The sequence below is a fragment of the Azospirillum rugosum genome (assembly GCF_017876155.1).
Taxonomy (GTDB): domain Bacteria; phylum Pseudomonadota; class Alphaproteobacteria; order Azospirillales; family Azospirillaceae; genus Azospirillum; species Azospirillum rugosum.
Map to the genome: position 1 here is coordinate 210179 of NZ_JAGINP010000009.1, position 12651 is coordinate 222829.

Here is a 12651-nt window from a genome sequence, read left to right on the forward strand (position 1 = left end):
TTGATCTGCCGTTATCCTTGCCGCTAACATGGTTTTGATCGGGCACGCTTAGCAAAAAGCAAACAAAGCGCGACAACGAACAAAACCGGCGCAACAGACCGGTGAATCGGAGGAAGCCCTGTTATGAAGCCGACCATCCTGGTCGCCGACGATGAGCCCAGCATCGTCCTGTCCCTTCAGGTCCTGTTGCAGAAGGCGGGCTTCGACGTCCGCATCGCCCGCAACGGGGAGGAGGCGCTCCAGTCCGTGGAGGCCAGCCCGCCCGACCTGATCCTGCTGGACGCGATGATGCCCAAGCGCGACGGCTTCGACGTCTGCCAGTCGCTGCGCGCCAACCCGGCCCACCGGAACCTTCCGATCATCATGCTGACGGCCAAGAGCCGCGACGTGGAGCGGCAGAAAGGTATGGCGCTGGGCGCCACCGACTACGTCACCAAGCCCTTCTCGACCCGCGACCTCGTCGCCACGGTCCGCAAGTACCTGGAACCGGAGGCCGCGCCGTGACGGTCCCGGCGGAGAGCGCGCAGGCGGTTCCGGCGTCCGCGCAGAGCGCGTCGCCACCTCGCCGGATCATCCCGCTGGCCTTCCGCGCCGTCGGTTTCGGCCTGCCGCTGTTGTCGATCGGCGCCGCGGTGGCCCTGCACAACGCCGGGTCCGAGGACCCCTTCGTCACCTACGCCGTCGTGATGACCGCCGCGGTGACGGCGGGCGTCTGGGGCCTGTGGTGGGCGGTCGACCGCCACCTGCTCCGCGCGTCGGAAACGCTGAGCCGCGAGGCCGGGCTGATCGCGCACGGCTCTGCGGACGGCCGGATGGGTGCCCGCGTGCCGCTGGCCCGCTACGGCGACCTCGTCCCCATGGCCCGGGCGATCAACGACCTGTCGGACAAGCTCGCCGCCGCCCGCCGCGATACCGCCCGCGCCGTCGCCGAATCGACCGCCAAGGCGGAGGAGCAGAAGACCCGGCTGGCCGCCGTGCTGCGCGACCTGCACGAGGGCGTGCTGGTCTGCAACCTGAAGCACCAGATCCTGCTGTACAACCAGACAGCCCTGGACATCCTGCACCTGACCGGCGACTTGGGGCTCGGCCGCTCGCTGCTGCATTTTGTGGTGGCGGAGCCGGTGACCCACACGCTGGAGCGGCTGACCCTGCGCGTCCGCGAAGGGCGCCACGTCAACCACGAGCACGGCACCACGGCCCAGTTCGTCGGCGCCACCACGGATGGCCGCATCCTGCTGGCCGGCCGCATGAGCGCGATCCTGCAGGAGGCGCCGGAGGGCTCCGACGCGTTGCCCTCCATCACCGGTTATGTGATCACCCTGTCCGACGCCACCAGCGACTTGGCGGCGCTCGGCCAGCGCGACGCGCTGCTGCGCGAGGCGACGGAAGGCTTCTGCGCGCCCATCGCCAACCTGCGCGCCGTGCTGGAAACGCTGGAGGACACGCCGGAGCTGGGACCGGAGGAGCGCGCCGCCTTCCAGGCCGCGCTGATGGAGTCCTCCAACACGCTGTCGGAACGGCTGGCCCACGTCACCGCGGAATACCGCACCGTCGTCACCGGCTCCTGGCCGATGAGCGACATCCACTCCAACAACCTGATCAACCTGATCCGCCACCGGGTCGGTCCGGAGGCGCAGTACGGGGTGACGCTGACCGGCCTGCCGCAGTGGGTGCACGGCGACAGCTACAGCCTCGTCATCCTGTTCGGCTACCTGATCGAGTATGTCCACGCGCTGACCGCCGTCGCCGCCTACGACCTGTCGGTGGAGCCGGAGGGCCAGTGGATCTATCTGGACATCAGCTGGCAGGGGCCGGCGGTGCCCAGCGGCATCGTGGACAGCTGGCTCGACCACCCGCTGCCGGACGCACTGGGCGGCCTGACCGTCGGCGACGTGCTCCAGCACCACAAGAGCACGATGTGGAGCGAGCCGGTGAAGGGCCAGGAGGGCCGGTCGCGCCTGCGCGTGCCGCTGCCCCCGGCGCTGAAGCCGCCGTCGGCGCACACCACGGCGCGCAGCTCCTCGCGGCCGGAGTTCTTCGACTTCAACCTGCTGCACCAGCCGCTGGCGACCAGCGAGCTTGGCCGCACGCCGCTCGACCAGCTCCACTACGTGGTGTTCGACACCGAAACGACCGGCCTGTCGCCGAGCACCGGCGACGAGATCATCCAGATCGCCGCCGTGCGCATCGTCGGCGGCCGCATCCTGACCGGCGAGACCTTCAACGCGCTGGTCAACCCGAAGCGCTCCATCCCGCCGGAATCGATCCCCTTCCACGGCATCACCGACGCCATGGTCACCGACAAGCCGACCATCGACAAGGTGCTGCCGCAGTTCCGCAGCTTCGTCTCCGGCGCGGTGATGATCGCGCACAACGCCGCCTTCGACCTGAAATTCCTGAAGATGAAGGAACAGGCGGCGGGGGTCCGGTTCGACAGCCCGGTGCTGGACACCATGCTTCTGTCGCGCATGCTGCTGGGCGAGGGCGGCGACCACACGCTGGACGGCATCGCGGAGCGGCTGGGGATCGAGGTGGTGGACCGCCACACGGCGCTGGGCGACAGCCTCGTCACCGCGGCGGTCTTCCTGCGCATGGTGGAGATGCTGAAGGAGCGCGGCGCCCACACGCTCGACGACGCCATCCGCGGCGCCAACATGATCGTGGAGCTGGCGGCGCGGGAGCGCGCCTTTTGAGCCGCGCGGCCGACACGCCGCCTTCCCCGCCGCCCCCCGCGAAAGCGGGCACCGACCGCCTGATCGCCCTGTTCCTGTTCGCGCTGGTCGCCTTCAACCCGCCGCTGCTGCGCGTCTTCGGTGCTGGCGACACGCTGTTCGGGCTTCCGCTGCTGTACGTGTATGTGCTGGGCGTCTGGGCCGCGGTGATCGCGCTGTCGGCACGTCTGCTGGAACGCGGGGGGCGGGGGTGATGGCGATGTGGGACGTGGTTGCGCTGGGCCCCCCTCCCGACCTCCCCCCACCTGCGGCGGGGGGAGGAGAGATTCCCTCCCCCGTCGAAGATGGGGGAGGGTTAGGGTGGGGGCCCAACGCGAAGACTTTGTGGGGGCCCCACTCAACCACTCCCCACCCCACCCCCCGGGCCTAAGCCTATGCCCGGCCCCGCCATCGTCGCCGCGAGCTTCGCCTACCTGTTCCTCCTCTTCGCCGTCGCCTGGTGGGCGGACCGGCGGGCGGACGGGGGGCGCAGCGTCATCGCGTCGCCGTACGTGTACGCGCTCTCGCTCGGGGTGTACTGCACGACCTGGACCTTCTACGGGTCGGTCGGGCGGGCGGCGTCGCTGGGCATCGGCTTCCTGCCGATCTACCTCGGCCCGACGCTGCTGATGCTTCTGGGGCCGCTGGTGCTGCGCAAGATCCTGCGCATCGCCAAGGCGCAACGCATCACCTCCATCGCCGACTTCCTGGCCTCCCGCTACGGGCGCAGCCAAGGGCTCGGCGGGCTGGTGGCGCTGACCGCGGTGATCGGGGTGACGCCCTACATCGCCCTTCAGCTGAAGGCCGTGGCGGTCAGCTTCGACGTGCTGTCGGGGGCCGATCCGTCGGGGCTGACCGGCGGGCTGTCGCTGCCGGTGGTGTTCGACAACGCCTTCTACGTGGCGATCCTGATGGCGGCCTTCGCCATCGTCTTCGGCACCCGCCACATCGACGCCGCCGAGCACCACGAGGGCATGGTCGCCGCCATCGCGCTGGAGTCCGTGGTCAAGCTGGTGGCCTTCCTGGCTCTGGGCGGGGTCGTGGTCTGGGGGCTCTACGACGGCAGCGCCGACCTGTTCGCCCGCGCGGCGGAGGATCCGGACATCCGGCGCCTGTTCACCGCCGCGCCGGCGCTGGCCGACGGGTCCTGGGCGACGACGATGCTGCTGGCCGCCGCAGCGCTGCTCTGCCTGCCGCGCCAGTTCCAGGTGATGGTGATCGAGAATGTGGACGAGCGGCACCTGACCCGCGCCCTGTGGCTGCTCCCGCTCTACCTTCTGCTGATCAACCTGTTCGTGCTGCCGGTGGCGGCGGCCGGGCTGATGCGCCTGCCGGAAGGGTCGGTTGACCCGGACATGTTCGTGGTCGCCCTGCCGCTGGCCGAGGGCCAGGGCTGGCTGGCCCTGCTGGCCTTCATCGGCGGGCTGTCCGCGGCCACCGGCATGATCATCGTGGAGGCCATCGCGCTGTCCACCATGGTGTCCAACGACCTCGTCATGCCGCTTCTGCTGCGCGCCCGCAGCGCGCGGCTGGACCGGCTGCACGACCTGTCGCCGCTCCTGCTGGCCATCCGCCGCGCCGCCATCGTGGCGATCCTGATGCTCGGCTACGCCTATTTCCGCTTCGCCGGCTCTGCCTACGCGCTGAGCGCCATCGGCCTGGTCTCCTTCACGGCGGTGGCGCAGTTCGCCCCGGCGCTGCTCGGCGGCATCTACTGGACCGGCGCGACGCGGCGCGGCGCCCTGGCCGGCCTGACCGCCGGCATCCTGACCTGGGCCTACACGCTGCTGCTGCCCAGCTTCGCCCGGTCCGGCTGGCTGCCAGGGTCGTTCATCGAGGCCGGCCCCTGGGGCGTGGGCCTGCTGCGCCCCTACGCCCTGTTCGGGATGGACGGGCTGGATCCGCTGACCCACGCGCTGTTCTGGAGCTTGCTGCTGAACGTCGGCGCCTTCGCCGTCGTGTCCCTGCTGGACCGGCCGGGGCTGGGGGAACGGGCGCAGGCCACCGCCTTCGTGGAGGTCTTCCGGCACAGCGACGGGTCGCTGGGCGCCAATTCCCTGACCGGTGTTCCCGTGGACGACATGCAGTGGCGCGGCACCGCCACGGTGGGCGACCTGAAGCGCATCGTCGCGCGCTTCCTCGGCCCGCACCGGGCGGAGACGGCCTTCGCCGGCATCGACCCGCGGCGCCGGGCCGGGGCGGAGCTGGTCCGCCGGGCGGAGCGGCTGCTCGCCGGAGCCATCGGCGGCGCCTCCGCCCGCGTGGCGCTGGCCTCCGCGGTCGAAGGGGGCGAGGTCAGCTATCCGGAACTGATGCGCATGCTGGACGAGACCAGCCACGTCATCGAGTACAGCCGCCAGCTGGAGCACAAGACCGCCGAGCTGGAGCGCGCCTCGGCCGCGCTGCGCGCCGCCAACCTGCGGCTGACGGAGCTGGACCGGCTGAAGGACGAGTTCCTGTCCACCGTGACGCACGAGCTGCGCACGCCGCTGACCTCCATCCGCGCGCTGACGGAAATCCTGTTCGACCACCCTGACATCGAGATGGAGCAGCGGCAGGAGTTCCTGGGCACCGTCATCACGGAGAGCGAGCGCCTGACCCGCCTGATCAACCAGGTCCTGGACATGGCGAAAATCGAGGCCGGGGAGATCGACTGGCAGGTGGCCCCCATGGATTTGGGCGCGGCGGTGGAACAGGCGGCGGCGGCGACCGGCCGGCTCTTCCTCGACCGCGGGATCCGGCTGGAGGTGGCGCTTCCCCCCGACCTGCCGCCGGTGCGCGGCGACCACGACCGGCTGGTGCAGGTGGTGGTGAACCTGCTGTCCAACGCCGCGAAATTCACCCCGCCCGGCGGCCGGGTGACCGTGTCCGCCGCCGTGGCGGGCCATGAGGTCACCGTGTCCGTCCGCGATTCCGGCCCCGGCATCGCCCCGGAACACCAAGCCATCATCTTCGAGCGCTTCCGCCAGGTCGGCGACACCATGACCGACAAGCCGCAGGGCACCGGCCTGGGCCTCGCCATCTGCAAACGCATCGTCGAGCATCTCGGCGGCCACATCCGCGTCGACAGCGCCCCCGGCCAGGGCGCGACCTTCTCCTTCACGGTGCCTCTGGCGGCGGAGGCGCTGAACGCCGGGTGATGTCGGCCAAGGAAGCACTCCACCGATTGTCGACGCTTCCCCGGTGACAAACTCAACCGGCGCGCCTAATTATACCGGCGACGCCCGGATGGGCCTGGGTTTGACGGAACGGGATGACGGCCATGGCGATGGAAGCCGCGGTGATCGAAAAGCTGATCAGGGAAGGCATTCCGGACGCGACCGTGGAGATCGCGGATCTGCGCGGCGACGGCGACCATTACGCGGCGCTCGTCACGTCCGCCGCCTTCAAAGGCAAGTCTCGTGTGCAGCAACATCAGATGGTCTACGCCGCGCTTCAGGGTAAGATGGGCGGAGAGCTGCACGCGCTGGCCCTGACGACCGCCGTGCCGGAAGGCGCGTAATAGAAATTCGCCAAGCGGCGGTTGGAACAGCACCCAGCGAGCCACGCACACATCGGAAAAGGTCGGGACACATGGTTGACCAGAACGTCAAGGAACGGATCGAGCAGGACATCAAGGGCAACGATGTCGTGCTGTACATGAAGGGCACGCCCGTCTTCCCGCAGTGCGGCTTCTCCGCCGCCGTCGTCCAGGTGCTCAGCACCGTCGGCGTGAAGTTCAAGGGCATCAACATCCTGGAGGATCCGGGCCTGCGCCAGGGTCTGAAGGAATACTCGAACTGGCCGACCTTCCCGCAGCTCTACGTCAAGGGCGAGCTGGTCGGCGGCTGCGACATCGTGCGCGAGATGTACGAGTCGGGCGAGCTGCAGTCGCTGCTGGCCGACAAGGGCGTCGCCACCGGCGCCAACGCCTGAACGACCAAGCATTGATGGTTCTGAAAAGGGCTCCGCTTCGGCGGGGCCCTTTTCCTTTGCGGAGGAACCCTTTGGGGAGGAACCGGCCGCCGCCGCCCCGTGTTCCTTTTCCACAACCGACAACAACCGGCAATTGGCCGGCTGGGATGCAGGCGGCCGGAACACAGGCGGCCAAAAAACAGGCGGAGGTGGTGCCATGGCGATGGGACGATCGGGCCCGCGCAAGCTGGGCGTCTATGAAGGGGCCGGGACGGTGCGCGCGCAGTCGCGGACGGTCCTGATGGTGGTCGCGGCGATCGTGATCGCGGCGATTTTGCTCGTCCTTCTGCGCTGAGGGAGGCCGCCCATGGCACGAAAGACGATCGTCGCGCTGTACGACCAGCGCAGCGAGGCCGAGACCGTGCGCCGCGAGCTGCTCGACGCCGGGTTCGACGACCTGACCGTGGACGTGGTGTTCGACGGCGGCTTCGGCGGCGCGAACGACGGGCATGGCGGGCTGTGGTCCCTGCTGACCGGCTGGGGCGTGCCCGACGGCGAGGCGCACGACTACGCCGAGGCGGTGCGGCTCGGCGGGGCGCTCGTGGTGGTGTCGCTGACCCGCGTGGACGCGGTGGAGCGCGCGCTGGCCATCCTGGAACCGGACGGGGCCCGCGCCGGGAACCTCGGCCCGGCCGCCGCCGCGATGCGCAGCGTCAACACCGGCGCGGCGACCGCTCCCCCGTCAACCGCTGTGGAGGCCAAGCGCGGCGAAACGGTGCGGGCCGGCGTCTACCCCGCGCCCGACGCGGAACCGGGCGCACCCGGCGAGAGGAGGATCCAGCCATGACACAACGAATCTCTTCCACGCTGGTCCTTCTCGGCGGGCTGCTCGCGCTGGCGGCCCTGCCGGTTCCCGGGCAGGCCCAGACAGGCCAGACTCAAACCCAGCCGTCGAAGCAGGAACGCCAGTCGGCCTGCCGTGACGAGGTCACGCGCTTCTCCAACCTGTTCCTCGGCGACCAGCCGATCGCCGGAGCACGTGGCGGAACGAACCTGACCGGCGATCAGAAGAACAAGCTGCGCGGCATGCTCGACGACGCCCGCGCCGCCGCTGGCCGTGGCGATACGGACGGGTGCCTCAACCGCCTGCGCGAGGCCCGCGGCATGGTGCGGGAGATCGGCGTCGGCGGGCGCCCCGGCTCCCTGGGCCAAGGTGGAACGGCGGGCGGAACGGGAGGCGGATCGGGTGCCGCCGGCGGGTCCACAGGGTCTTCCTCCGCGCCGGCCGGAAGCACCGGCCCCGGCAACGCCGGCGCTGGCGGCACCGGGGCCGGCAGCATGGGCGGCGCAGCCGGTGGAGCCGGCGGCGGTGCTTCCGGCGGCGCATCCGGCGGCGGTGGCGCCAGCGGCGGCGGTGGTGCCAGCGGCGGCGGAGGTGGAGGCGGTGGAGGCGGCGGGGGCGGCGGCTGATCCGCTCCGGGCGCGGTGGCGCACCCTCCCATAGGTTGTGCGCCATTCCCGGCGCGCAGCCCGGGCATGAATGGCCGCGCATCGCGCCGTGCCTCCGCCCATGGTAAACGGGGTGCATGGCCCAGTCCCCCTCCCCCACCACGCCGCAAGGCGGCGGGCACAGCCCCGCCACCCTGGGTTTCGTCGCCGCGCTCAGCTCCTTCATGATCTGGGGGCTGTTCGCGCCGGTCTACTTCAAGCAGCTGGGGGACATCGGGGCGGTCGAGATCGTCGCGCACCGCGTGGTCTGGACCGTCGTGCTGGTCGGTGCCTGGCTGTTGCCGACCCGCGGGCTGTCCGGCATCCTGCGGGGGGTGGGAAGCTGGCGGCGGTTGGGCGTCTTCCTGGTGACCACGGCCCTGATCGCCACCAACTGGACCGTCTTCATCTGGGCCATCGGCAACGGCCGCTTGGTCGAATCGAGCCTGGGCTACTACATCAACCCGATCATCAACGTCCTGTTGGGCATGGCCTTCCTGAACGAGCGGCTGTCGCGCCGGCAGGGGATCGCCGTGCTGATCGCGGCGGCCGGCGTGCTCAGCCTCGTGCTGTCCTACGGGTCGGTGCCCTGGGTGGCGTTCGCGCTGGCGCTCAGCTTCGGCTTCTACGCGTTGGTGCGCAAGAAGGCGGCCATCGACCCGATGATCGGCCTGATGGTGGAGACGGCTCTGCTGGTCCCGCCGGCGCTCGGCTACCTGCTGTGGCTGAGCGCCAACGGCACCGGGAACTTCGGCATGCACGGGATCGGCACGGACCTTCTGATGGTCATGGCCGGCCCGGTCACCGCCGTGCCGTTGGTCCTGTTCATGATCGGCGCCGCCCGGCTGACGCTGTCCACGCTGGGCGTGCTGCAATATGTCGGGCCGACGGGCCAGCTGCTGCTGGGCGTGCTGGTCTATGGGGAGGCTTTCACCGCGTCCCACGCGATGGCCTTCGCCTGCATCTGGGCGGCACTGGCGCTCTATTCCGCCGACGCCCTGTTCGCCCGCCGCGACAGGATCCGCGCGGCGACCGCTGCCGAGTAAGGACGGCGCTCAGGCGCCGCCGCGCGGCGCCAGCCCGTGGGCCATGGTGTGGGCGAGCGTGCGGACCACATCGCCCACCCGTTCCGGACAGCGCCCGAACACCACCTGGTCGAGGAAGCCCAGTCCGAAGCTGAGCGTCGCGATGCCCGCCGCGACGTTGGCGAGATCGGCGTCGGCCGCGATGGCGCCCCGGTCGCGGAACGTCTCCAGCCGGTTCACCAGGCACGGGATGCGGTTCTGCGACAGGGTGCGCCCCATCTCCTCCGCGATGGCGGGATCGATCAGCGCGCGGTCCAGCACCACCTTGGTGAAGTCCCGGCACTTCCAGGCGTGCTGGAGCTGGTGCAGCAGGAAGGCGGCGATCTCCGCCTCCAGGTCGTCGCCCGGCGGCGGCAGGTCGCAGCCGTTCCCCTCCTCCCGGCCGTATCGCTCGACCACCGCCAGCAGAAGCCCGGCCTTGCCGGAAAAATAGCGCTGGATCAGCTGCTCGTTCACGCCCGCCCGGCCGGCGATGTCGCGGGTCGTCGCGGCGTCGAAGCCGCGTTCCGCGAACACCGCCTTGGCGGCGTCGAGCAGGGCGCCCTTGGTCGCCTCCCGGTCGCGCTTGCGGACCGGCGCGTCCGGACCGACGGCGCAACAGCCATCACCGGTATCCGAATTGCCAGCGTCCCGATGTGCGTCGGCGGTCGTCTCGTCCACGGTCGGCGTCCCCATAACCCTTGCTCTCGGCCCATGCTCCCGGCGCCGCGTCGTAGCGTCGCGCCTCTTTGATAATAGGTATGCAAGCGCATACTTGACAAGGGCGGGCTCCGTAGCAAGTATGTATGCGCATACATACCAACCGCCGCGTCGAACGGGCGGACCGAACCAGAGGGCACCGCACCAATGAGCCACGCCGATCTCTTCACGCCCCTGCGTCTTGGCGCGATCGAGCTGCCGAACCGCGTCATCATGGCGCCGCTGACCCGCAGCCGCGCGGGCGAGGGCAACGTCCCCACCGCCCTGGCGGCGGAGTATTACGCGCAGCGCGCCTCCGCCGGCCTGATCATCACCGAGGCGACCCAGGTCAACGACACCGCGCAGGGCTACCCGAACACGCCGGGCATCCACACGGACGCGCAGACGCTCGCTTGGCGCCGCGTGGCGGAAGCCGTGCACGGCAAGGGCGGCCGGATCGTCGCGCAGCTCTGGCACGTCGGCCGCATCTCGCACCCGCTGTTCCAGCCGAACGGCGCCGCGCCGGTCGCCCCGTCGGCCATCGCCGCGGCGGGCGAGCTGTACACCGGCCAGGGCATGAAGCCCTTCCCCACCCCGCGCGCCCTGGAGACGGACGAGATCGCCGGCCTCGTCAAGGCCTTCGCCGACGCGGCCAAGCGCGCGGTCTTCGACGCCGGCCTGGACGGGGTGGAGATCCACGGGGCCAACGGCTACCTGATCGACCAGTTCCTGCGCGACCGCACCAACAAGCGCACCGACCGCTACGGCGGCAGCATCGAGAACCGCTGCCGCTTCCTGCTGGAGATCGCGGAGGCGGTGACCGCCGCCATCGGCGCCAACCGCGTCGGCGTGCGCCTGTCGCCCACGGGCGCCTTCAACGACATGGCCGACAGCGACCCGGTGGCGCTCTACAGCCACCTCGCCGAGGTCCTGAACCCCTTCGGCCTCGCCTACCTGCACGTCATCGAGGGCCTGCCCGGCAACCGCATGGCCCCGCCGGAGGGCGCGCCGCACGTGGCGGCGACGCTGCGCAAGATCTACAAGGGCCCCTTCATCATCAACGGCGGCTACACCAAGGACAAGGCCGAGGAGGCCATCGCCAGCGGCCTGGCGGACGCCGTCAGCTTCGGCGAATCCTTCATCGCCAACCCGGACCTGCCGGAGCGCTTCCGCCGCGGCGCGGCGCTGAACACGCCGGACGGCAGCACCTACTACGGCGGCGACACCAAGGGCTACACCGACTACCCGACCCTGGAGTCGGTGGAGGCCTGACCCTCCCCCCGCGGGGGACAGCCCCCGATCCCCCGCACGCGAAGGCCGGGACCCGCCAGGGTTCCGGCCTTTGTGTCTGCAATGGTGATTCAGTGGGGCAGAAGGTCCGTGACGGCCAACGTCACGGCGGCCTGATCGACCGGCGCCAAGGTGCCCAGTCCGTAAAGCACGAGATTGTCCTGGAGTGTGAACAGCTTGCAGCGAAATTTGCAGGGCTTTTTCAGGCCAGCGTCGCCATAGGCCTCCAGCATCACATCTGAATGCCAATCGCTTTGCGCGGCACTGGTGATCATGCCGCAAACAATATGCCCGTGTGTTCTCTGGAAATCCGCAGACGACAACACCAGAGCTGGCCTGCGCTTCGATGTGCTGTGGTCGGTGAAGGGAAACGGAACGACCACGACCGACCAGCGATCAAAGATCATCGAAGGCCTCGTCGTCTTCCGGCGACGACCATTCGGACAGGCTGCCTTCGAGCGCGCGCAGGTAGGCCGTATCGCTGGCCGGTGCCTTGCGGATGACCGCCTGCCCGTCCTTGACGGAAAACAGGATCGGATCGCCCTCCTTCAAGCCCAGCGCATCGCGGACTTCCGGGGGGATCAGCGCCTTGTTGTCGGCGGAAAGCCGGGAAATATGCATGGAAGGCCTCCGCCAACAACCGATGCCCTAAATATAGCACCGGCTGCCGCCTGCTCCCATCCCCAACAAAAAAGGCCGCGCCCGGGGGCGCGGCCTTTCCTGTTTCGGCGGAACCGATGGATCAGCGCGAGTAGAACTCGACGACCAGGTTCGGCTCCATCTGGACCGGGTACGGGACATCGGCCAGCTGCGGGACGCGGACGAAGCGGCCCTTCAGGGAGCCGGTGTCGACTTCCAGGTAATCCGGCGTGTCGCGCTCACCCGAGGCGACGGCCTCCAGGATGAGGGCCATCTGCTTGGACTTGGCGCGCACCTCGATGGTGTCGCCTTCCTTGATCTGGGCCGACGGGATGTTCAGGCGGCGGCCGTTGACCAGGATGTGGCCGTGGTTGATGATCTGGCGCGCGGCGAACGGGGTCGGCGCGAACTTCATGCGGTAGACGACCGCGTCCAGACGGCGCTCCAGCAGGCCGATCAGGTTCTCGCCGGTGTCGCCCTTGCGGCGCACGGCCTCGGCGTAGATGCGGCGGAACTGCTTCTCGCCGATGTTGCCGTAGTAGCCCTTCAGCTTCTGCTTGGCCATCAGCTGCAGGCCGTAGTCCGACGGCTTCTTGCGGCGCTGGCCGTGCTGGCCCGGGCCGTACTCGCGCTTGTTGATCGGCGACTTGCCGCGGCCCCAGAGGTTGACGCCGAGGCGGCGGTCGATCTTGTACTTGGACTCTTGACGCTTGCTCATCTTGTCCTCGATGGAACACGAGTTGGTTTTGTCCCGGTAGTTCCGCGGAGCAGGCCGCGGACGGGGCGCAAACGAACAGGCACGCCCGCCTTCCCAGGAGTTGAAGCGGCGCACTATACGGATCCGCCCCGGCTTGTCAAACGCGGAG

At 69.7% G+C, this 12651-nt stretch carries 15 protein-coding genes; 11 read left to right on the plus strand and 4 right to left on the minus strand.

What is annotated here, in order from left to right; genetic code table 11:
• Positions 1-123 precede the first annotated feature (123 nt).
• The 10 genes from J2851_RS14560 to rarD all read left to right on the plus strand — a co-directional run bounded on the left by J2851_RS14560 (position 124) and on the right by rarD (position 9139).
• On the plus strand, positions 124-504 hold the full coding sequence (locus J2851_RS14560; protein ID WP_209767006.1) for a response regulator transcription factor: 381 nt from the start codon (positions 124-126) through the stop codon (positions 502-504).
• Positions 501-2693, plus strand: coding sequence for a 3'-5' exonuclease (locus J2851_RS14565; RefSeq protein WP_209767007.1), 2193 nt, complete (start codon positions 501-503; stop codon positions 2691-2693). Before J2851_RS14560 ends, J2851_RS14565 begins: the two co-directional genes overlap by 4 nt.
• Positions 2690-2926 (plus strand): hypothetical protein, encoded by a 237-nt coding sequence (locus J2851_RS14570; RefSeq protein ID WP_209767008.1) that lies wholly within the window; start codon positions 2690-2692, stop codon positions 2924-2926. Before J2851_RS14565 ends, J2851_RS14570 begins: the two co-directional genes overlap by 4 nt.
• A 180-nt stretch (positions 2927-3106) precedes the next feature.
• Positions 3107-5851, plus strand: coding sequence for a sensor histidine kinase (locus tag J2851_RS14575; protein ID WP_209767009.1), 2745 nt, complete (start codon positions 3107-3109; stop codon positions 5849-5851).
• 122 nt (positions 5852-5973) lie between these two features.
• The gene (locus J2851_RS14580) at positions 5974-6213 is read left to right on the plus strand and encodes a BolA family protein (RefSeq protein WP_188260931.1); all 240 of its coding nucleotides are present in this window, start codon (positions 5974-5976) and stop codon (positions 6211-6213) included.
• Between the two features lie 71 nt (positions 6214-6284).
• Entirely contained in the window at positions 6285-6626 is a 342-nt protein-coding gene (gene grxD, locus J2851_RS14585; protein WP_209767010.1) for a Grx4 family monothiol glutaredoxin, read from the plus strand.
• Positions 6627-6822: 196 nt separating this feature from the next.
• Positions 6823-6960, plus strand: a complete 138-nt coding sequence (locus tag J2851_RS14590) for a hypothetical protein (protein WP_209767011.1) — start codon at positions 6823-6825, stop codon at positions 6958-6960.
• Between the two features lie 12 nt (positions 6961-6972).
• Positions 6973-7452, plus strand: coding sequence for a hypothetical protein (locus J2851_RS14595; protein ID WP_209767012.1), 480 nt, complete (start codon positions 6973-6975; stop codon positions 7450-7452).
• Complete coding sequence (locus J2851_RS14600; protein ID WP_209767077.1) at positions 7449-8075, plus strand: hypothetical protein; 627 nt, start codon at positions 7449-7451, stop codon at positions 8073-8075. The genes J2851_RS14595 and J2851_RS14600 overlap by 4 nt, the downstream gene beginning before the upstream one ends.
• Before the next feature lie 116 nt (positions 8076-8191).
• Positions 8192-9139 carry an EamA family transporter RarD gene (rarD, locus tag J2851_RS14605; RefSeq protein ID WP_209767013.1) on the plus strand — a complete coding sequence of 316 codons (948 nt, stop codon included), beginning with the start codon at positions 8192-8194 and terminating at the stop codon, positions 9137-9139.
• A gap of 9 nt (positions 9140-9148) precedes the next feature.
• Here rarD and J2851_RS14610 read toward each other — a convergent pair whose 3' ends face one another.
• Entirely contained in the window at positions 9149-9853 is a 705-nt protein-coding gene (locus J2851_RS14610; RefSeq protein ID WP_209767014.1) for a TetR/AcrR family transcriptional regulator, read from the minus strand.
• A 171-nt stretch (positions 9854-10024) separates the two neighbouring features.
• Here J2851_RS14610 and J2851_RS14615 point away from each other — a divergent pair, with 171 nt between their 5' ends.
• The gene (locus J2851_RS14615; protein WP_209767015.1) at positions 10025-11128 is read left to right on the plus strand and encodes an alkene reductase; all 1104 of its coding nucleotides are present in this window, start codon (positions 10025-10027) and stop codon (positions 11126-11128) included.
• A gap of 89 nt (positions 11129-11217) precedes the next feature.
• On the opposite strand, the gene J2851_RS14620 is transcribed toward J2851_RS14615, so the two are convergent.
• The 3 genes from J2851_RS14620 to rpsD form a co-directional block, all read right to left on the minus strand.
• Positions 11218-11553: a type II toxin-antitoxin system PemK/MazF family toxin gene (locus J2851_RS14620; protein ID WP_209767016.1), complete on the minus strand. Its 336-nt coding sequence runs from the start codon at positions 11551-11553 to the stop codon at positions 11218-11220.
• The gene (locus tag J2851_RS14625) at positions 11543-11767 is read right to left on the minus strand and encodes an AbrB/MazE/SpoVT family DNA-binding domain-containing protein (RefSeq protein WP_209767017.1); all 225 of its coding nucleotides are present in this window, start codon (positions 11765-11767) and stop codon (positions 11543-11545) included. The genes J2851_RS14620 and J2851_RS14625 overlap by 11 nt, the downstream gene beginning before the upstream one ends.
• Before the next feature lie 121 nt (positions 11768-11888).
• Positions 11889-12503: a 30S ribosomal protein S4 gene (rpsD, locus tag J2851_RS14630; RefSeq protein ID WP_209767018.1), complete on the minus strand. Its 615-nt coding sequence runs from the start codon at positions 12501-12503 to the stop codon at positions 11889-11891.
• Between the last annotated feature and the right edge of the window lie 148 nt (positions 12504-12651).

Bases quoted from the DNA above. Each gene is read 5' to 3' on its own strand.
- J2851_RS14560 (WP_209767006.1), top strand. From the start codon at position 124: ATGAAGCCGACCATCCTGGTCGCCGACGATGAGCCCAGCATCGTCCTG.
- J2851_RS14575 (WP_209767009.1), top strand. From the start codon at position 3,107: ATGCCCGGCCCCGCCATCGTCGCCGCGAGCTTCGCCTACCTGTTCCTC.
- J2851_RS14580 (WP_188260931.1), top strand. From the start codon at position 5,974: ATGGCGATGGAAGCCGCGGTGATCGAAAAGCTGATCAGGGAAGGCATT.
- grxD (WP_209767010.1), top strand. From the start codon at position 6,285: ATGGTTGACCAGAACGTCAAGGAACGGATCGAGCAGGACATCAAGGGC.
- J2851_RS14590 (WP_209767011.1), top strand. From the start codon at position 6,823: ATGGCGATGGGACGATCGGGCCCGCGCAAGCTGGGCGTCTATGAAGGG.
- J2851_RS14595 (WP_209767012.1), top strand. From the start codon at position 6,973: ATGGCACGAAAGACGATCGTCGCGCTGTACGACCAGCGCAGCGAGGCC.
- J2851_RS14600 (WP_209767077.1), top strand. From the start codon at position 7,449: ATGACACAACGAATCTCTTCCACGCTGGTCCTTCTCGGCGGGCTGCTC.
- rarD (WP_209767013.1), top strand. From the start codon at position 8,192: ATGGCCCAGTCCCCCTCCCCCACCACGCCGCAAGGCGGCGGGCACAGC.
- J2851_RS14610 (WP_209767014.1), bottom strand. From the start codon at position 9,853: ATGGGGACGCCGACCGTGGACGAGACGACCGCCGACGCACATCGGGAC.
- J2851_RS14615 (WP_209767015.1), top strand. From the start codon at position 10,025: ATGAGCCACGCCGATCTCTTCACGCCCCTGCGTCTTGGCGCGATCGAG.
- J2851_RS14620 (WP_209767016.1), bottom strand. From the start codon at position 11,553: ATGATCTTTGATCGCTGGTCGGTCGTGGTCGTTCCGTTTCCCTTCACC.
- J2851_RS14625 (WP_209767017.1), bottom strand. From the start codon at position 11,767: ATGCATATTTCCCGGCTTTCCGCCGACAACAAGGCGCTGATCCCCCCG.
- rpsD (WP_209767018.1), bottom strand. From the start codon at position 12,503: ATGAGCAAGCGTCAAGAGTCCAAGTACAAGATCGACCGCCGCCTCGGC.